Origin of the sequence: Kitasatospora sp. NBC_00458, assembly GCF_036013975.1 — a bacterium.
GTDB lineage: Bacteria > Actinomycetota > Actinomycetes > Streptomycetales > Streptomycetaceae > Kitasatospora.
On record NZ_CP107904.1, the window covers coordinates 4,298,152 to 4,316,199 of the forward strand.

An 18,048-nucleotide genomic window follows, 5' to 3' on the forward strand; every position below is an offset into this window, starting at 1 on the left:
CGGACCCGACCACACCGAGGAGCACCCGAGTTGAGCACCACCCTCACCACCCGCCCGAACGCCACCGGGACCGACGGGAGCGCCGCCACCGGAAACCCCCGGGGCCTGCTGGCGGTCGTCCTTACCGCCACCTTCATGACCGCCCTCGACGTCTTCGTCGTCAACGTCGCCATACCCTCCCTCCAGACCGATCTGAGAGCCGGGCCCGCCGCCGTCCAGTGGGTGGTCGCCGGCTTCGGCCTGGCCATCGCCGCCGGCCTGGTCACGGCCGGACGGCTCGGCGACCGCTACGGCCGCCGCCGGGTGTTCGCCCTCGGCCTGGCCCTGTTCACGCTCGCCTCCGCCGCCTGCGGCCTCGCCCCGACGGCGGGCGCGCTGGTCGGCGCCCGGGTCGCCCAGGGGCTCTCGGCCGCACTGATGGGTCCGCAGGTGCTGGCGATCCTGCGGACCTCGTTCAGCGGTGCGGCGCAGGCCCGGGCGTTCGCGCTGTACGGGCTGACCATGGGCCTGGGCGCCGTGTTCGGCCAGCTGATCGGCGGCGTACTGATCCGCGCCGACCTGTTCGGCCTGGACTGGCGCAGCTGCTTCCTGATCAACCTGCCGGTCGGCCTGGCCGCGCTGGCCCTGGTCCGCCGCTGCCTGCCGGAGTCCCGCGCCCCGCAGCGGCCCGGCCTGGACCCGGTGGGCGTGCTGCTGGTCACCACCGCGCTGACCGGCCTGGTGCTGCCGCTGATCCAGGGCCGCGAGGCGGGCTGGCCGCTCTGGACCCGGCTCTGCCTGGCCGGCTCGACCGCCCTGCTGGCCGTCTTCGCGGTGCACCAGCACCGGACCGGCCGGTCCGGCTCGCCGCTGGTCGACACCCGGCTCTTCCGCTCCCGCGCCTTCACCACCGGGCTGCTCGCCCAGCTCGCCTTCTGGCTCGGCCAGGCCTCCTTCTTCCTGGTGCTCGCGCTCTACCTGCAGCCGGGCCGCGGCCTGGACGCGCTCGGGGCCGGTCTGGTCTTCACCGCGATCGGCGCCGGCTACCTGATCACCTCGACCACCGTGCACCGCTTCGTCGCCCGGCTCGGCCGGCAGACGATCGCCCTGGGCGGGCTGCTGATGGCCGCCGGACTCGGGCTGCTCGGGCTCGCCGTGCACGCCGCCGGGGACACCGGCAGCGTCTGGTGGCTGGCGCCCGGCCTGTTCGTGGACGGTCTCGGGATGGGCCTGGTGATCGCCCCGGTGACCTCGATGGTGCTGGCCGGCGTCGAGCCGCGGCTGGCCGGTTCGGCGGCGGGCGTGCTCGCCACCGTCCAGCAGGTCGCGGGGGCGCTGGGCATCGCGCTGATCGGCCTCCTCTACTACGGCGCCGCCGACCCGGCCACGGCGTTCGGGCGCAGCATCGGCGCGCTGGCGGTGCTGGAGCTGCTGCTGGTGGGTCTGGTGCAGCTGCTGCCCCGCCGGACGGCCTGAGCGGGCGGTGCGCCCCGGGACCGTCGGACGGCCCGGGGACGGCCGACGACCTGCGGACGGCCTGGGGACGGCCCGGCGGCGGCGGCGGACGACCGGAGCGGAACAGGAGCGGACGACGGGAGCGGGGCGGGTGCGGGGGCGGGCAGGGTCCGCTCCCGCGCCCGCCCCCGTTCCGTTCCCGCCCCCCGATCGGGTTGGATGGGTGGATGAGCGAGGAGAAGAGCGCCGTTCCGGCGTGGGAGCAGCGGTTCAGGGCGGCACGGGTCTCCCTGCCGGACTGGGCGGAGGACGCCCCCGACCGGGCGCTGTACGTGTCCAACGCGAGCGGGACCTACGAGATCTACGCCTGGGACCGCGCCACCGACACCCACCGGCGGGTCACCGACCGTCCGAACGGCACCACCGACGCCGAGCTGTCCCCCGACGGCGAGTGGATCTGGTGGTTCGACGACAGCGACGGCGACGAGTTCGGCATCTGGCGGCGCCAGCCCTTCGGCGGCCGTCCCGAGGGCGCGACCGGCCCCGACGAGGAGGCCGTCCCCGGCCTCGCCCCCTCCTACGAGGCGGGCCTGGCCCTCGGCCGGGACGGCACCGTCGTGGTCGGCCGGTCCACCGACGAGGACGGCACCACCCTGCACCTGCGCCGCCCCGGCGCGGCCGAGCCGGTCGAGATCTACCGGCACGCGGAGTACGGCGGCGTCGGCGACCTCAGCCACGACGGCACCCTGCTGGCCATCGACCACACCGAGCACGGCGACGCGATGCACGGGGCGATCCGGGTCGTCCGCCTCTCCGACGGCGCGACCGTCGCCGAACTGGACGAGGTCACCGGGCACGCGGAGCCGCGCGGGGTGGCCTGCATGGGCTTCGCCCCGGTGGACGGCGACACCCGGCTGCTGGTCGCCCAGCAGCGCACGGGCCGCTGGGAGCCGGTGATCTGGGACGTCGCGACCGGCGTCGAGACCGCGCTGCCGCTCCGCGACGAGCAGGGCCGCGAACTGCCCGGCGACGTCTCCGCCCAGTGGCGCCCCGGGGGCCGTTCCCTGCTGGTCGAGCACGAGTACGAGGCGCGCAGCGAGCTGTTCTCGTTCGACCTCGACGGCGCGAGCGACGCGCTGACCCGCCTGGACACCCCGCGCGGCACGGTCAGCGGCGCGACCGCCCGGCCCGACGGCACGGTGGAGTTCCTCTGGTCCTCCGCCGCCCAGCCGTCCGCCGTCCGCTCCACCGCCGGCACCGTGGTGCTGCGCGCGCCCGGCGCGGTGCCGCCCGGCTCGGTCCCGGTCGAGGACGTCTGGGTGGACGGCCCCGGCGGCCGGGTGCACGCGCTGGTCCAGCGGCCGTCCGGCGCCGGTCCGGCGGACGGGCCGTTCCCGACCGTCTTCGAGGTCCACGGCGGCCCGACCCACCACGACAGCGACTCCTTCGCCGCCGGCCCGGCCGCCTGGCTGGACCACGGCTTCGCGGTGGTCCGGGTCAACTACCGCGGTTCCACCGGCTACGGCCAGGCCTGGACGGACGCGCTGCGCGAGCGGGTCGGCCTGATCGAGCTGGAGGACATCGCCGCCGTCCGGGAGTGGGCGGTGGCGAGCGGGCTGGCCGACCCGGACCGGCTGGTGCTGTCCGGCGGCTCCTGGGGCGGCTACCTCACCCTGCTCGGCCTCGGCGCGCAGCCGGACCTCTGGAGCCTCGGCGTCGCCGCCGTCCCCGTCGCGGACTACCTGACCGCGTACGACGACGAGATGGAGGCGCTGAAGGCGATCGACCGCACGCTCTTCGGCGGCACGCCGGAGGAGGTGCCCGAGCGCTGGCACGCCTCCTCGCCGCTGACGTACGTGGAGCAGGTGCGGGTCCCGGTCTACATCAGCGCCGGTGTGAACGACCCGCGCTGCCCGATCCGGCAGATCGACAACTACGTCGGGCGGCTGGAGAAGCTCGACAAGGTGCACGAGGTCTACCGGTACGACGCCGGGCACGGCTCGCTGGTCGTGGACGAGCGGATCAAGCAGCTCCGGCTGGAGATCGACTTCGTCCGGCGGCACCTCGGGGCGGGCGCCGTCGGAGAGGACCGGGCGGGGACGAAGGAGAGGGACGGGGGGAACGTGTGAGACGACTGCCCGCGATCATGGGGGTGGGGGTGGCCGGGGCCTTGCTGCTCACCGGCTGCTCGGGTCAGGACAGTGGTGACGGGGGCGGGGGGTCGGCCTGCCCGCCGCCCGCTTCGCCGTCCTCGTCGCCGACGGCCACCGCAACGGCCACCACGGCCTCGGCTCCGCCGACGGCCAAGGCCACGACGGCGGCCGCGGCGGCGGCGGGTGCGGCGGTGCGGGCGGCCTTCCGCACGGTCGACGGCGGTACGGCACGCAGTACGCCAGGCGGTACGACAGGCGGGGCCGTGAACGGCGGCACGGCGGTGGACGGTGGCGCGGTCGTGGACGGCGGCACGGTCCGGCTCGCCGGGACGGCCGGGGGCGGCGGTACGGTCCTGCTGGCCAAGTCGGGCTCGTCCGGATCCAAGAGCTCGTCGGGCTCGAAGGGGTCCAAGAGCGGCCGCAAGGTCCGCCACCACGCCGACAACGACTCGAACGACGACAACGGCGGCGGTAACGGCGACGACAGCAGCAGGCGCTGCGACCCGCCGCCGACCACACCGTCCCCGTCGGCCACACCGTCCGCGCCCTCCGGGGCGCCGTCGCCGTCCGCACCGGTGGTGCCGAGCGTTCCGGTCGTCCCGAGCGCGCCGGCCGCTCCGTCCAAGCCGGTCGTTCCGCCGGTGAAGCCCACCCGCTGAGCCGGCCGCCCGGGCGGTTCGGCCGCCCGGGCGGTTCAACCAGTCGGTCGGTACGGCCGGCCGGTCGCGCGGTACGGCGGCCGGTCAGCCGGTACCGCCGGTCAGTCCAGGACCGGGTCCAGTCCCAGGGCCCGGTCCTGCTCGGCCTCGGCTTCGCGGCGCAGCAGGCGGAACCACATGAACACCACGAAGCCGCCGAAGACGAACCACTCCAGCGTGTAGCCCAGGTTCTGGAACGCCCGCAGGCTCAGGCCGTTGCCGCCCTGCGGCTGCACCGTCGGCACCGGGGTCAGGCCGGCCGGTGCGGCGTCGGCGGACACCCAGCCGTCGTACCAGCCCTCGTAGGAGAGCTTGTTGACCAGTGCGGCCCGGTTGATCGTGCCGAGCTGCCCCTCCGGGAGCCCGCCGGCCACCGCGCCGCCGCTGCCGCTGGTCTCACCGGCCTGCAGTCGGCCGGTCACCGTCACCTCGCCGGGGGGCGCGGCCAGGGCCGTGGACTCCGCCGCGGGCGACTCGGCGGCGGACTCACCGGCTGCGGACGTACCGGCCTCGGGTGCCCCGGCCGCCCAGCCGCGGACCACCGCGACGGTCCGGCCGTCGGGGGTGCGCAGCGGGGTGAGCACGTAGTAGCCCTGCCGGCCGTCCAGCACCCGGTTGGGGACGAGCAGTTGGTGTTCCCGGTCGAAGGTCCCGGTCACCGTCACCGGACGGCCGACGGTGTCCGTGGTGACCTGCGGCCGGTCGGCACCGAGCACCTCGCCGAGCGGCCGGGGGGCACCGGTGTCGTTCACCGACCGGCTGATCTCCTGGTGCGAGGAGACCTTGTCCTCGAACCGGCCGAGCTGCCAGGAGCCGAGCCAGACGCACACCGCGACGGCCGCGACGGCCAACGCGGTGCCGCTCAGCCAGCGCGGGGTGAGGAGGAACCGGTACACACCCCCCACGGTAACCACTCCTCACACCCCGCCCGACCGCAGGCCCCCTGCCCGGCCCGAACACCACCCCAGGAGCGGAGAGTCGGATCGGCCGACATCCCGCTCCGGAGGCCCGTCCGTCCGGCCGCGATCTGCCGTCCGCGCCCCCGACGTCTCCGCCCGTGGTCCCCCTCCGAGGTGCCGCCCGTGCTCCCCCGCGGTCACTCCGCCGAAGCAGAGGGGCTCGGCGCCGGAAGCGCCGACGGGAGCGGCTCGGGGGCGGTGCGGTAGACCGTGCCCGCGCAGGCACCCGGGAGGACCGCGGTCGCGGCGGGCGGGTTGCCCGGCGCCGGCGTGTAGGCCAGCGTGACGCTCGCCGGCGGCTTGCCGGACCCGCCCGTCGGGGTGGCCGCCGGGCTCGGGGCCCCGGTCGGGGTGGTCGTCGGCGAGGCGGACGGCGCGGGCTCCGCGCTCGCCGCCGCGGTCGGAGCGGCCTCCCGGACCGCCCCCGTCGACAGGCCGGGCGCATTCGTCGAACCGGCCGGGCCCGCGCTCTGCAGCTCGGGCGCCGTACCGCCGCGGGTGCCCGAGCTCGTGCTCGCCCCGGTGCCCGCGCCGCCGCTCGCGCCGCCGTCCGACCCCGGCACCGCTCCGGTGCCCGGGCCCGGGGCCGCACCGCCGCCCGGCGCACCGCCACCCGTCGAGCCACCGCCCGTGGAAGCGCCGCCCGTGGTGCCGCCGCTCGCCGTGCTGCCGCCCGAGCCCCCGCCGGTGGTCCCCCCCGCCGTGCTCTGCCCGGAGCCGGTGGACGCGCTCGGCGAGGTCGTCCCGCCGGGGTTCGGGCAGCCCGCCGCGTCCGGTACCCAGCCGAAGTCCACCCGGTACCCGGCCCGGGGCGCGAGGACGGGGCCGTCGGCGCCGCTCCCGTTCGCCCCCGCCGTCTCCGTCGGGGCGGGCAGCGCGGTCGCCGGGCCGCCCGCCACGTGGTCGGCGATCCGGATCCGCCCGGGCTCCGTCCCGGTGGTGCCGGTGATCGTGACCGAGCCGGGACCGCCGAGCCGGCAGTTGTGCGCGGACGTGTTGACCACCGTGAAGTACCCGTAGATCCGCCCGCCGGCGTCGGCTGCGCCGACCTGCGCGGTGCCCTGTCCGAGATCGCCGCGGGTGCACAGGGGCAGCGGCTTGCTCTCGCCGGTGCCGGCCGCGGTCGTGGGGACGGACGTCCCGGGTGCCGGCCGGGTGGTGCTGGGGCCGACGCTCGGCGAGGTGCCGACGGTGTCGCTCGGGGTGTCGCTCGGGGTGTTCGTGCTCGCGTCGGGGGCCGGCGGCGGGCTCGGCCGGACGACGACCCCGCCGGGCGGGGCTCCGTCGGAGGTCGCCGTGGCGGTACCGGCTTGCGCGTTGGGCGAGCCGGGGCCGCCGGAGAGGCCGAGGTGATCGTCGTCGTGCATGGTCGGCAGCAGGATGGAGACGGCGACGGCCAGTGCGGCCGCGCCGGTCCAGGCTCCCCGGCGCGCGGCGCGTCTGCGCGGCACCGCCCGGCGGATGTGCTGCAGGCCGCCGGGGGCGGGCTGCACCTCGGCGACGGCCCGCTGCATCAGGGCACGGACCAGCCGTTCCTCCGGGCCGAGCGGATCGGAGCCGTCGTCACCGGGGAACCCCCGGAACCCGCCCGGACCGCCCGAACCGCCTGAGCCACCCGAACCGCCCGCTCCGCCCCGGCCCGCCGGCCCACCGTCGGAGGGAGCCCGTCCGGCGGACACCCGATCGTCCTCAGCCATGCCCGGCCTCCATCTGGACCCGCAGCGCGGCGATCCCGCGTGAGCCGTACGCCTTCACCGACCCCAGCGAGATGCCCAGGGTCTCCGCGACCTGTGCCTCCGTCATGTCCACGAAGTAGCGCAACACCAGAACCTCCCGCTGACGGCGTTGCAGACCCCGTAGCGCGGCCTTCAACTGGTCACGCTCCAGCGCATCGTAGGCTCCTTCTTCTGCGCTGGCCATGTCAGGCATGGGCTTCGGCAGCAGCCTCAGCCCGAGGATCCTGCGCCGCAGCGTCGAGCGGGACAGGTTGACCACGGTCTGCCGCAGGTAGGCGAGGGTCTTCTCCGGCTCGCGCACCCGCCGCCGGGCGGCGTGCACCCGGATGAACGCCTCCTGGACGACGTCCTCACAGGTCGAGAGGTCGTCGAGGAGCAACGCGGCCAGCCTCAACAGGGAACGGTAGTGGGCCTGGTAGGTCTCGGTGAGCAGATCCTCGCTGGCACCCGCGGCGGTGCCGGCGCCGGAGTCCGCGGCGCCTGGTGCGACTGCCGTCATCTGACTGTCTTCCGGCCTATCCGAAGGCCGCTGGGCGCGCGGCGGGAACGTCACCGCGGCCGCCGCCGAGATGCCCGCCCCTGCCCCCACCATCACGTTCGCCACGCCCGTTGGACACTCGATCCCCTGTCATGGTTGCCCAGCCCGGCCGACATTCTTCCGCATCGGCCGGAGCGCCCTCCAGGGGATTTGGCGAGGATTCCTCAAGCAGTCCGCGAACAAACCGCGCAGACCCCGGTTGAGCGGCGGCTGCGCCGGGCCTCCGGACGCGTCCGGACTCCACCGGACCACCAACCGCCGGAGCACCGGCCACCGGGCCGTCAGGCTGCGCCGCCGTCAGATCGGCCGAGCACCCCCGTCGGCCGTACCGGCGGACTCAGAGGGCGAGTTCGCCCGCCACCAGCTCGGCGATCTGCAGCGCGTTCAGCGCCGCGCCCTTGCGCAGGTTGTCCCCGCAGAGGAAGAGGTCCAGCGCCGTCGGGTCGTCCAGCGCCCGCCGCACCCGGCCGACCCACACCGGGTCGGTCCCGACGGCGTCGTTCGGCGTGGGGAACTCACCGGCCGCCGGGTCGTCGTACAGCACCACGCCGGGGGCGTCCCGGAGGATCTGCTGGGCGTGCTCCTGGGTGACCTCGCGCTCGAAGACCGCGTGCACGGCGACCGCGTGGGTGCGCACCACCGGGATGCGGACGCAGGTGGCGGACACCTTGAGCCCGGGCAGGCCGAGGATCTTGCGGGACTCGTCCCGCACCGTCCGCTCCTCGGAGGACCAGCCGCCGTCGGTCAGCGTGCCGGCCCACGGCACCGCGTTGAGCGCCAGCGGGGCGGCGAACGGGCCGTGGTCGGCGATCACCGCGCGCAGGTCGCCGGTCTGTTCGCCGACCTCGGTGCCGGCCACCAGCGCGAGCTGCCCGCGCAGCGCGTCCGCGCCGGCCCGGCCCACGCCGGAGGCGGCCTGGTACGAGGCGACGACCAGTGCGGCGAGCCCGTACTCGGCGTGCAGCGCGCCGATCGCCGCGATCATCGCGAGCGTGCTGGAGTCGGGGCTGGCCACGATGCCCCGCGAACGCATCCGCACCGCCGCCGCGTTGACCTCGGGCACGACCAGCGGGACGGTCTCGTCCAGCCGGAACGCCCCGGAGTTGTCGACCACCACGACGCCCTTGGCGGCCGCGACCGGCGCCCACCGGGCGGAGACGTCCTCGGGCACGTCGAACAGTGCGACGTCGATGCCGTCGAAGGCCTCCTCGGTGAGCGGGAGCACCTCGACGGGTTCCCCGCGCACGGTCTGCTTGCGGCCGGCCGTGCGCGGGGAGGCGACGAGACGGATCTCGCCCCAGATGTCCTGACGGAGGGAGAGCAGGCCGAGCAGCACCTCGCCGACCGCGCCGGTGGCGCCGACGACGGCGAGGTTCGGCCGCCGGGTCATCGCCCGGTGCCTCCGTAGACGACGGCCTCGTCCGTCTCGCTGTCCAGCCCGAAGGCGCTGTGGACGGCGCGCACGGCCGCGTTCACGTCCTCGGCGCGGGTGACCACCGAGATGCGGATCTCCGAGGTGGAGATCAGCTCGATGTTGACCCCGGCCGCCGAGAGCGCCTCGAAGAAGGCCGCGGTGACGCCCGGGTTGGAGCGCATGCCCGCGCCGACGAGCGAGATCTTGCCGATCGCGTCGTCGTAGCGGAGCGACTCGTAGCCGATGCCCTCCTGGACCCGGCCGAGCGCGTCGATGGCCTTCTGGCCCTCGGTCTTCGGCAGCGTGAACGAGATGTCGGTCAGACCGGTCGACGCGGCGGAGACGTTCTGCACCACCATGTCGATGTTGACCTCGGCGTCGGCGATGGCGCGGAAGATGCGCGCCGCCTCGCCCGGCTTGTCGGGTACGCCGACGACCGTGACCTTGGCCTCGGACGTGTCGTGGGCGACTCCGGAGATGATGGCCTGCTCCATCTCGCCCCCTTCGGGCTTGTGCGGGTTGTCGTTGCTGACGATCGTCCCGGGAAGGCCCGAGAAGGACGAGCGTACGTGAATCGGGATGTTGTAGCGGCGCGCGTACTCCACACAGCGGTCGAGCAGCACCTTCGAACCGGACGAGGCCAGCTCCAGCATGTCCTCGTACGCGATCCAGTCGATCTTGCGAGCCTTCGTCACCACGCGCGGGTCGGCGGTGAACACGCCGTCCACGTCGGTGTAGATCTCGCAGACCTCGGCCCGGAGGGCCGCGGCGAGGGCGACGGCGGTCGTGTCGGAGCCGCCGCGGCCGAGCGTGGTGATGTCCTTGCTCGACTGCGAGACACCCTGGAAACCGGCCACGATCGCGATGTTGCCCTCGTCCAGGGCGGTGCGGATGCGGCCCGGCGTCACGTCGATGATGCGCGCCTTGTTGTGGACGGAGTCGGTGATGACACCGGCCTGGCTTCCTGTGAAGGACTGGGCCTCGTGACCCAGGGATTTGATCGCCATGGCCAGCAGGGCCATGGAGATGCGCTCTCCAGCGGTCAGCAGCATGTCGAACTCGCGGCCGGCGGGGAGAGGTGACACCTGCTCCGCGAGTTCGATGAGCTCGTCCGTCGTGTCGCCCATCGCGGACACCACGACGACGACCTCATGGCCGGCCTTCTTGGCGTCAACGATTCGACGGGCCACGCGCTTGATGCCCTCGGCATCCGCAACGGATGAGCCGCCGTACTTCTGCACGACAAGGCCCACGTGCGCTCCTCGACTTGTGTCGTTTCCGGGGGCGCTCGGCCCCCGCACCCCCGGGTGGCGGGGGTGGTGCGGTCGGCGCCAGTCTACCGAGCAGGGGTGCGGCACCAGCCGGTTTCCATATGATGAGACACACGTTTCAGCAGGTGAGCGGCCGTTCGGGCGGCGCCACCGGCAGGTCTGCGGGGTATCCGGTACGGCCCCGCAGAATCGGCGGACAAACGGCCGACAGCCCCGGGGTTTTCTTCCCGGCGGACGCCCCTGAGGTCTCCGTCACAGTTCCGCCCGGGGGCCCGCAGCGGGCCTCCTCGGGCCCCGGGAGGGCCGCTCGGGCCCAGGGAGGCCCCTCGGGCCCGCGGCGGGCCGCCAGGACCACCAGGTCCGCCCGGACCACTCGGCTCAGCGCCCGATCCCCAGCTCCGCCGCCATGAGGTCGCCGGCCTGCTGTTCGAGCTGCTCGTCGGTGAGCCCGTCGTTGTCGGTGTCCGCACCGTCCGGCGCCGCCCCGATCGGGCTGTCCAGCCGGACGTGCGCGATCAGCGACTGCAGCGCCCGCAGCACCGCCGTGCAGGTCGTGCCCCAGTTGGACAGGTAGGAGAACTGCCACCACCAGAGCGCCTCGCTGACCCGCCCCTCGCGGTAGTGGGTGAGTCCGTGCTGGAGCTCGCTCACCACGCCGGCCAGGTCGTCCGAGATCCGGAACGCGTTCGGCTTCTCCGGCGGCCCGTACGGGTCGAAGACCTCGTGGTAGACGTCGATCGGCGCGAGCAGCACGGCCAGCCGCTCGCGCAGCTGCTCGCCGTCCGGCTCCGGCCCGGTGTCGGGCTCGAACCGGTCCTCCGGGACGACGTCCTCGATCGCGCCCAGCCGGCCGCCGGCCAGCAGGAGCTGCGAGACCTCCAGCAGGAGGAGGGAGACCGCGCTGCCGGGCTCGTCGCCCTTGGCCACCTCGGTGACGGCGAGCACGAAGCTCTCCACCGAGTCCGCGATCTGCACCGCGAAGTCGTCCGGCTCCGAGCCGTGCGCGTGCGCGTGCCGGGTGTGCCGGTCCTCTTCGGGTCCGGCCTGGTGAGGCGTGTGGGGCTGCTGGTTGATGGTCCGGTCAGACATCGAGCAGTCGTCTCCCTTCGAAGGCGCGGCCGAGTGTGACCTCGTCCGCGTACTCCAGATCCCCGCCGACGGGCAGGCCGCTCGCCAGCCGGGTCACCTTCAGGCCCATCGGCTTGCAGAGCCGGGCCAGATAGGTGGCGGTCGCCTCCCCCTCCAGGTTGGGGTCGGTGGCCAGGATCAGCTCGGTGACCGTGCCGTCCGCGAGCCGCGCCAGCAGCTCCCGGATCCGCAGGTCGTCCGGGCCGACGCCCTCGATCGGGCTGATCGCGCCGCCCAGCACGTGGTAGCGGCCGCGGAACTCGCGGGTGCGCTCGATGGCGACGACGTCCTTGGACTCCTCCACCACGCAGATGACGGCCAGGTCGCGGCGCGGGTCCAGGCAGACCCGGCACCGCTCGGCCTCCGCGACGTTGCCGCAGACGGCGCAGAACCGGACCTTGTCCTTGACCTCCAGCAGCGTGTGCGCCAGCCGGCGGACGTCGACGGGGTCGGCCTGCAAGACGTGGAAGGCGATCCGCTGGGCGCTCTTGGGCCCGACGCCGGGCAGCCTGCCCAGTTCGTCGATCAGGTCCTGAACCACGCCCTCGTACAACGTCGCGCCTTCCCTCAGGTGGATCGGTGGCACCCGCGCGGGGTGCTCCGGTGCCATCATCCAACGAATCGGGCGCCGGGCACACCGCCCGACGCCCGACTCCCGCATAAATCACACAGGTCCGTTGTCTGAACTCCGGACCTGCACCGCCCCGCGGACCGCTCGGGAGCCCTCTCCGGGTGCCCGTTCGCACCGGCCCGGCGGCCCCTTGCGGCCCTGCCGCCCTCATGGCGCCCGCGGCCCTCATGACCCCCGCAGCCCGGTGGCCCTCACGGCCGGGAGGCGCTCACAACCGAGGGGCGCTCACGACCGGGAGCCGCCCGCAACCGGGAGGCCCTCACGACCGGGTGGTCAGAACGGCAGACCGGGGATGCCGCTGCCGCCGCCGAGGCCCTGGGTCAGCGGACCCATCCGCTCCGCCTGCATCTTCTGCGCCGACTGGTTCGCGTCGCGGACCGCCGCCAGGACCAGGTCGGCCAGCGTCTCGGTGTCCTCCGGGTCCACGGCGGCCGGGGCGATGGTCAGGGCCACCAGCTCGCCGGCACCCGTCACCGTCGCCTCGACCAGGCCGCCGCCCGCCGAACCGGTCACCTTCGCCTCGGCCAGCTCCTGCTGGGCCTGGGCGAGGTCCTGCTGCATCTTCTGCGCCTGCTTGAGCAGCGCCTGCATGTTGGGCTGGCCACCACCGGGGAACACGGCTCACTCCTTGCGTTCGGTCCTGCGTCCTGTGTGTCGTCGTCCCGAGCCTACGTGCTGCCCGTCCGGCTCAGCCGCCGCTGTGCCGGATCTCCTCCAGCACCGTGGCACCCAGTTCCCGGATGATCAGTTCCTGGCCGGAGAAGGTCTCCTCGACGAGGTCCGGGTCGTCCTCCTCCGGGATGTCGTCCTCCGGGGCGACCGCCCGCACCGGGCGCGCCGGGGCGGCCTGGGCCGGGGGTGACTGGACCGGGGACGGGACGGGCGCGGAGGGCACCGGCTGCGGCACGGCGACCGGCGCGGGCGCCGGCGCATGGGCGGCCACGGGCGCCGGTGCGACGTGCGCCACGGGGGGCGCGGGCGCCGCCGGCCGCGCCGGGGCGGCACCCCAGCCACCACCGCCGCCGACGGCGCCGCCGCTGTAGCCGCCCGCCGGACCGCCGCCCGAGGGACCGCCCGTAGCCGTGCCTCCGACGGAGCCCGACGGGTCGACGATGCACTCGACCCGCCAGTCCACCCCCAGCGCGTCCGCCAGCGCCTGCCGCAGTACGTCGTCGCTCTTGCTGCTGACGAAGCTGTCCCGCGCGCCCGCGTTGATGAAGGACACCTGGAGCACGCTGCCGTCGAACCCGGCCACCTGGCCGTTCTGGCTCAGCAGGATCCAGGTGAACCGGCGGCGGCTCTTCACCGCCTCCAGGATCTGCGGCCACAGCTGCCGGACCTGCCCGGCCCCCTGCTGCGCCGCCGCCGAGGGCTGCGCGCCGGCCGCGGGCGCGGGCGCCGGAACGGGCTGCGGCGCCTGCTGCACGGGTGCCACGGGTGCCGGGGCGGGGGTCGGCGCCTGAGTCTGCGCGGGCGCCTCACCGCCTGGCGGGAAACTCCGCTTGATCGGCCACGCACCCGGCGCGGGACCGGCCGGGGCCGCGGGGGCGGCAGGCGCGGGGGCTGCGGGCGGGGGGACCGGGGCGGGCGCCGACTGCACCGGCTCCGCCACCGGGGCCGCCGCGTGCCGGACCTCGGGCACCGCCGCCACCGGAGGCACCGGCCCGCCGGCCGCCACCGCTCCGACCGCCATACCGCCGACCGCGGCTGCCCCGCCGCCGGCGAAGCCGCCGGCAGCCGCCCGCCGCTCCAGCTTGTCCAGCCGGGCCTGCAGCGACAGCTCGTCGCTGTACGCGCCCGGCAGCATCACCCGGGCGCAGATCAGCTCCAGCTGGAGCCGGGGCGCCGCGTTGCCGCGCATCTCCGTCAGTCCGGTGTTGACGATGTCCGCCGCCCGGCTCAGCTCGGCCGCCCCGAAGGAGTCCGCCTGCGCCTGCATCACCGCCACCCGGTCCGCCGGGGCGTCGATCAGCCCCTTCTCCCCCGCGTCCGGCACCGTGGCCAGGATCACGAGGTCCCGCAGCCGCTCCAGCAGGTCCGTGACGAACCGGCGCGGATCATGCCCGCCCTCGACCACCCGGTCGACGACCTGGAAGACCGTCGCCCCGTCCTGCACGCCGAACGCGTCGACCACCTCGTCCAGCAGCGCCGAGTCGGTGTACCCGAGCAGCGCGGTCGCCATCTGGTACGTCACACCGCCCTCGGTGGCACCGGCCAGCAGCTGGTCCATCACCGACATCGAGTCACGCACGGACCCGGCACCGGCCCGCACCACCAGCGGGAACACCGAGTCCTCGACCTGGATCCCCTCCCGGCCGCAGACCTCCGTCAGGTAGTCGCGCAGCGTGCCGGGCGGCACCAGCCGGAACGGGTAGTGGTGCGTCCGGGACCGGATCGTCCCGATCACCTTCTCCGGCTCGGTGGTCGCGAAGATGAACTTGAGGTGCTCCGGCGGCTCCTCCACCACCTTCAGCAGCGCGTTGAAGCCGGCCGAGGTCACCATGTGCGCCTCGTCCAGGATGAAGATCTTGTACCGGCTGTGCACGGGGGCGAAGAACGCCCGCTCCCGCAGGTCGCGCGCGTCGTCCACACCACCGTGCGAGGCCGCGTCGATCTCGATCACGTCGATCGACCCGGGCCCGCCCGTGGCGAGGTCCCGGCAGGACTGGCACTCACCGCACGGCGTCGGGGTCGGCCCCTGCTCACAGTTCAGACAGCGGGCCAGGATGCGCGCGCTCGTCGTCTTCCCGCAGCCGCGCGGGCCGCTGAACAGGTACGCGTGGTTGACCCTGTTGTTGCGCAGGGCCTGCTGGAGCGGAGCGGTCACGTGGTCCTGACCGATGACCTCCGCGAAGGTCTCGGGGCGATAGCGGCGGTACAGGGCTAGGGACACACCACCGACGATATCGGGACGGACGGACAAACGCGTCGCCCCTCGGCCCCGCCCCACCCGCACCCGGCCCCCACCGTCGACCCCGGGAACGCAAAGACCCCTCGTGCACCCGCCAGAGCCCTCCTACCCTTGCTGCCTTCCGGCCCTGGGGGGGTTCAGAGAGATAACGCCACACGAGGGGCTGCCCCCAACACTACCGGATCCTGACCCCACCCCTCCACCACCACCCCCTCCCCTCATCCGCAGGCCACCCCTCACCCCCACCCACGAGATACGTGGTCGCAACCACCCCTGAACATGTACTAAGCTCTCCCACGGAGGATTCGCCTAGAGGCCTAGGGCGCACGCTTGGAAAGCGTGTTGGGGGCAACCCCTCACGAGTTCGAATCTCGTATCCTCCGCCGGCAGAAGGCCCGGACCGCTGTGAAGCGGTCCGGGCCTTCGTCGTACCCACCTCGCTGGTTACGTCATTCTTGTTATCCCGGCCGACTCCGGCATGGGCATGGACGTCCTCCTCTATGGCGAGGTGCCCCATCAGTAAGAAGAGCGGATCGGCACTGGTCACATGGCTGCGCGGTCTGGACGCGGCTGAGTTGGAGCGGGTTCTGACCGCGCGCCCGGACGCCGGGACGGCTCCGGAGCCGCGGTCGGTCGGTGAACTGGCGGACCGTCTCCAGCGTCCGGCGTCGGTGGCGCTGGCCCTTCCCCGGCTCACCCTGCCCTGCCTGCAGGTGGCGGAGGCCGTCGCCGCACTGACGACCGTGTCGCGGGTCGGTCTGGCCGACCTCCTGGGCGCGACGCACGGTGATCGCGCCCACGGGTTGGCCGCCGCCCTGGAGGTGCTGGCCGATCGAGCCCTGGTGTGGTCGGACGGCAACGGCCTGCTGCACATGGCGGCACCGCTGCGGAATGCGTGGGGCTCGCCGCTGGGGCTCGACGCACCGCTCGTGCGACTGCTCGCGGGCTCGAACTCGGACGAACTGGGCCGCATACTGGCGAAGATCGGCGTCAAGCCCGTCGCCAACCGGAAGGCGGAGCGGCTGACGGCGCTGGTCAGCCATCACAGCGATCCGGCCCGGGTCGCCGCACTGGTGGCCAAGGCGCCCGCAGCCGCCCGGAAACTCCTTGAGCGGTGGGCACACGAGGCTCCGGAGCGGTCCGGCTTCATCATGTTCGGGACTCCGCAGGCCGACTCCTCGCCCGGCGAACAGTGGGCGGTGGAACGGGGGCTGCTGATCCGGGAACGGCACCGGTACGGGCCGGCCCGCATGCCCGCGGAGGTGGCGCTCTCACTGCGCGGCTCCGACTGGCACGCCCCGTTCACCCCCGTCCCGCCCGGCGTTCGGTCGGTGCCCGCCACCGTCGTCGACGTCGAGCGGGAAGCCGCAGCCGCCTCGATGGCGTTCGCCGCCCATGCGGTGTCCGTCCTCGGGGTGTGCGACGTCGCTCCCCCAGCTCGGCTGAAGGCCGGCGGGGTCGGCGCCCGTGAGCTGTCCCGGATCGGCAAGGCGGCACGGTGCGACGAGACCGTGGTGCGTCTGGTTCTGGAGGCGGCGAGCGCGGCCGGGCTACTGACCCGGAACGGCGACCGGGTCGCGGCGACCGCCACCTACGACACCTGGGCCGCGGAAGAACCGGCCAACCAGCTTGCCGTGCTCCTCCGGGCCTGGTGGACACTGCCGTTGACCCCCGGCGGGAGCCGCGACGAGGATGGGAAGGCTCTGCCGGCACTCACCGGGGCACCGGCCTGTGGAGGCTGCATTCAGGCTCGGCAGGGGCTGCTCACGGCTGCGGCGCGACTCCCGGCCGGCGAAGGCGCGGCGAACCCGGCGGAACTGGGGGCGCTACTCGTCTGGCTCCGACCGCTCGCCGACGAACTCCCCCAGGACACCACGCCGTTCGCCACCCTGATCCGCGAAGCGGAACTGCTCGGCGCACTCGCCCGCGGGGCCGTGTCCCCTATCGGAGCCGCCCTGCTGGCCGACGACGCCGAAGCCCTGACCGATGCCTGCCGACGGCTACTGCCCGCCGCCAGCGGGACCGCCCGGTTCGGCAGCGATCTCACCGCCGTGGTCGCCGGAACACCGGCTGCGCACCTCCTCGCGCTGCTGGACTCCGTCGCGGACCGGGAGAGCGCCGGGACAGCGTCCGTCTGGCGGTTCAGCCCGGCCAGCGTCCGCCGCGCACTCGATGCCGGTCTGACCCCCGACACCTTGACGTCCGATCTGGCTGACGTCGCCGTCGAACCACTCCCCCAGCCGCTCTCGTACCTGATCCACGACACCGCGCGCGGCCACGGCCGGGTGCGCGTCGTCTCCGCCGCCTGCGTGATCCACGGCGAGGAGCCCGCCCTCCTCGCCGAGCTGGCCGCCCATCGGAAGCTCAGTCCGCTCGGCCTGCGGCTGCTGGCACCGACGGTGCTGATCAGCCGGACCCCACTGGACAAGACGCTCTCGGCACTGCGGTCCGCGGGCTACGCCCCCGTCGCCGAGGAACTCGACGGGTCCATCCGGATCGAACGGGCCCAGCGACACCGCGCGGCGAGCCCGGTCCCACCCCCGCGTCTGCCCAGCGGCAGGTCCCGCCCGCAGCGGACGGACGACCGTGCCCCAGACGTTCGGACCGCTGTCAACCTGCGCGCCCTCGCCACCCGTCTGCTGGGTGCCCCGCAGGACGTTCCGGAGCCCAACCCGTACGACGGCCGCCCCTACGACAGCGACACCGAGGCGATCATCGCCGGGTACGCGCGCAACCTCTCCTTCACCGATGTCCGCCAGCTGGCCCACGCCGTCAATGACGGTCAGGCCATCACGATCGAATACGTAGCCACCTCGGGCAACACGACTGTCCGCACGCTCGGCCGACTCGAACTGGACGCCCCCTACCTCCACGCCTGGTGTCACCTGCGCAAAGACGACCGCGTGTTCACCATCTCCCGCATCCACGGGGTGATGCCCTCGTAGCCCGGAACGCAAGGAGTGAACACTCAGCGCTCCGGTCTCAGTCGTGGTCTCATTCATGCCCGTCCGGCCAAGTTCAGCCGCCGCTCGGAAGGCGCTCTGTCTCGGGTCAGAACGGGTGTGAACCCCGGCGGCCCCCCTTCGGGAGAATTGGAAAGCGTGTCGGGGGCAACCCCTCACGAGTTCGAATCGCGTATCCTCCGCCTTCACGAAGGCCCGGACCGTCTCGTACG

At 74.1% G+C, this 18,048-nt stretch carries 14 protein-coding genes, 1 tRNA gene and 1 other RNA gene; 5 read left to right on the forward strand and 11 right to left on the reverse strand.

Annotated features, from left to right (window positions below):
• Positions 1-30 precede the first annotated feature (30 nt).
• Positions 31-1,455, forward strand: a complete 1,425-nt coding sequence (locus tag OG550_RS17605; protein ID WP_327678656.1) for an MFS transporter — start codon at positions 31-33, stop codon at positions 1,453-1,455.
• Between the two features lie 206 nt (positions 1,456-1,661).
• Positions 1,662-3,563: a S9 family peptidase gene (locus OG550_RS17610; RefSeq protein WP_327678658.1), complete on the forward strand. Its 1,902-nt coding sequence runs from the start codon at positions 1,662-1,664 to the stop codon at positions 3,561-3,563.
• 64 nt (positions 3,564-3,627) lie between these two features.
• Here the strand turns inward: OG550_RS17610 and OG550_RS17615 are convergent, their stop codons facing one another.
• Positions 3,628-3,798, reverse strand: coding sequence for a hypothetical protein (locus OG550_RS17615; protein WP_327678660.1), 171 nt, complete (start codon positions 3,796-3,798; stop codon positions 3,628-3,630).
• Positions 3,799-3,850: 52 nt separating this feature from the next.
• Here OG550_RS17615 and OG550_RS17620 point away from each other — a divergent pair, with 52 nt between their 5' ends.
• On the forward strand, positions 3,851-4,246 hold the full coding sequence (locus tag OG550_RS17620) for a hypothetical protein (RefSeq protein ID WP_327678662.1): 396 nt from the start codon (positions 3,851-3,853) through the stop codon (positions 4,244-4,246).
• 101 nt (positions 4,247-4,347) lie between these two features.
• On the opposite strand, the gene OG550_RS17625 is transcribed toward OG550_RS17620, so the two are convergent.
• The 10 genes from OG550_RS17625 to ffs all read right to left on the reverse strand — a co-directional run bounded on the left by OG550_RS17625 (position 4,348) and on the right by ffs (position 15,041).
• Positions 4,348-5,181: an SURF1 family protein gene (locus OG550_RS17625; protein WP_327678664.1), complete on the reverse strand. Its 834-nt coding sequence runs from the start codon at positions 5,179-5,181 to the stop codon at positions 4,348-4,350.
• Positions 5,182-5,381: 200 nt separating this feature from the next.
• Positions 5,382-6,941 (reverse strand): hypothetical protein, encoded by a 1,560-nt coding sequence (locus OG550_RS17630; protein ID WP_327678665.1) that lies wholly within the window; start codon positions 6,939-6,941, stop codon positions 5,382-5,384.
• A complete protein-coding gene (locus OG550_RS17635) occupies positions 6,934-7,479 on the reverse strand; it encodes a SigE family RNA polymerase sigma factor (protein WP_327683940.1) in 546 nt (181 codons plus the stop codon). Before OG550_RS17635 ends, OG550_RS17630 begins: the two co-directional genes overlap by 8 nt.
• A gap of 376 nt (positions 7,480-7,855) precedes the next feature.
• A complete protein-coding gene (locus OG550_RS17640; RefSeq protein ID WP_327678668.1) occupies positions 7,856-8,908 on the reverse strand; it encodes an aspartate-semialdehyde dehydrogenase in 1,053 nt (350 codons plus the stop codon).
• On the reverse strand, positions 8,905-10,185 hold the full coding sequence (locus OG550_RS17645; protein ID WP_327678670.1) for an aspartate kinase: 1,281 nt from the start codon (positions 10,183-10,185) through the stop codon (positions 8,905-8,907). Before OG550_RS17645 ends, OG550_RS17640 begins: the two co-directional genes overlap by 4 nt.
• A 396-nt stretch (positions 10,186-10,581) precedes the next feature.
• A complete protein-coding gene (locus tag OG550_RS17650; protein WP_327678672.1) occupies positions 10,582-11,292 on the reverse strand; it encodes a DUF5063 domain-containing protein in 711 nt (236 codons plus the stop codon).
• Positions 11,285-11,884 carry a recombination mediator RecR gene (recR, locus tag OG550_RS17655; RefSeq protein ID WP_327683942.1) on the reverse strand — a complete coding sequence of 200 codons (600 nt, stop codon included), beginning with the start codon at positions 11,882-11,884 and terminating at the stop codon, positions 11,285-11,287. The genes OG550_RS17650 and recR overlap by 8 nt, the downstream gene beginning before the upstream one ends.
• A 351-nt stretch (positions 11,885-12,235) precedes the next feature.
• On the reverse strand, positions 12,236-12,580 hold the full coding sequence (locus OG550_RS17660; RefSeq protein ID WP_327678674.1) for a YbaB/EbfC family nucleoid-associated protein: 345 nt from the start codon (positions 12,578-12,580) through the stop codon (positions 12,236-12,238).
• A gap of 70 nt (positions 12,581-12,650) precedes the next feature.
• Positions 12,651-14,855: a DNA polymerase III subunit gamma and tau gene (locus OG550_RS17665; RefSeq protein WP_327678676.1), complete on the reverse strand. Its 2,205-nt coding sequence runs from the start codon at positions 14,853-14,855 to the stop codon at positions 12,651-12,653.
• A gap of 89 nt (positions 14,856-14,944) precedes the next feature.
• Positions 14,945-15,041, reverse strand: an RNA gene (gene ffs, locus OG550_RS17670) — signal recognition particle sRNA small type.
• A gap of 130 nt (positions 15,042-15,171) precedes the next feature.
• On the opposite strand from ffs, the gene OG550_RS17675 reads away from it, so the two are divergent.
• Both OG550_RS17675 and OG550_RS17680 read left to right on the forward strand, forming a co-directional pair.
• Positions 15,172-15,256, forward strand: a tRNA-Ser gene (locus OG550_RS17675).
• Positions 15,257-15,373: 117 nt separating this feature from the next.
• A complete protein-coding gene (locus OG550_RS17680) occupies positions 15,374-17,818 on the forward strand; it encodes a helicase C-terminal domain-containing protein (protein ID WP_327678678.1) in 2,445 nt (814 codons plus the stop codon).
• Positions 17,819-18,048 lie beyond the last annotated feature (230 nt).

Excerpts from the sequence above, each read along its gene's own strand:
- OG550_RS17610 (WP_327678658.1), top strand. The coding sequence starts at position 1,662 with ATGAGCGAGGAGAAGAGCGCCGTTCCGGCGTGGGAGCAGCGGTTCAGG.
- OG550_RS17630 (WP_327678665.1), bottom strand. The coding sequence starts at position 6,941 with ATGGCTGAGGACGATCGGGTGTCCGCCGGACGGGCTCCCTCCGACGGT.
- OG550_RS17635 (WP_327683940.1), bottom strand. The coding sequence starts at position 7,479 with ATGACGGCAGTCGCACCAGGCGCCGCGGACTCCGGCGCCGGCACCGCC.
- OG550_RS17640 (WP_327678668.1), bottom strand. The coding sequence starts at position 8,908 with ATGACCCGGCGGCCGAACCTCGCCGTCGTCGGCGCCACCGGCGCGGTC.
- OG550_RS17650 (WP_327678672.1), bottom strand. The coding sequence starts at position 11,292 with ATGTCTGACCGGACCATCAACCAGCAGCCCCACACGCCTCACCAGGCC.
- OG550_RS17680 (WP_327678678.1), top strand. The coding sequence starts at position 15,374 with ATGGCGAGGTGCCCCATCAGTAAGAAGAGCGGATCGGCACTGGTCACA.